We start from the raw sequence: 375 nt of genomic DNA, 5'->3' as shown, positions 1-375 counted from the left end.
CTACCAGGACTGGCGGCTCGGCGCGGCCCACTTCCTCGCGCTGCTGGTCGACGGGGACGTCGCCAACAACCAGCCCAACTGGCAGTGGGTGGCGGGGACCGGGACCGACACCCGCCCCAACCGGGTCCTCCACCCACTGGTCCAGGCGAAGCGCTTCGACCCGGCCGGTGCGTACGTACGGCGCTGGGTGCCCGAACTGGCCGGGACCCCGGGCGCAGCCGTGCACCGGCCCTCGCTGCTCGACCCGCCGACGAGGAACTATCCGGCGCCGATCGTGTACCTCGGCGTCCGGCGCTTTCAGCGGGCGCTCGGCGCCCGGTAGGCGGAACAGCTGGCGTCGGCGCGCCGCACCTACTTCAGGATGATTCCGGGTCA

1 protein-coding gene is annotated in these 375 nt (G+C 72.8%); it reads left to right on the top strand.

The features are described from left to right. Window positions 1-322: FAD-binding domain-containing protein (locus UK12_RS33525; protein WP_045306991.1), on the top strand; the 322-nt coding region annotated here is incomplete at its 5' end. Between the last annotated feature and the right edge of the window lie 53 nt (window positions 323-375).

Origin of the sequence: Saccharothrix sp. ST-888 (genome assembly GCF_000955975.1) — a bacterium.
Lineage (GTDB): Bacteria > Actinomycetota > Actinomycetes > Streptomycetales > Streptomycetaceae > Kitasatospora.
This window is presented reverse-complemented; position numbering and strand designations above follow the sequence as displayed.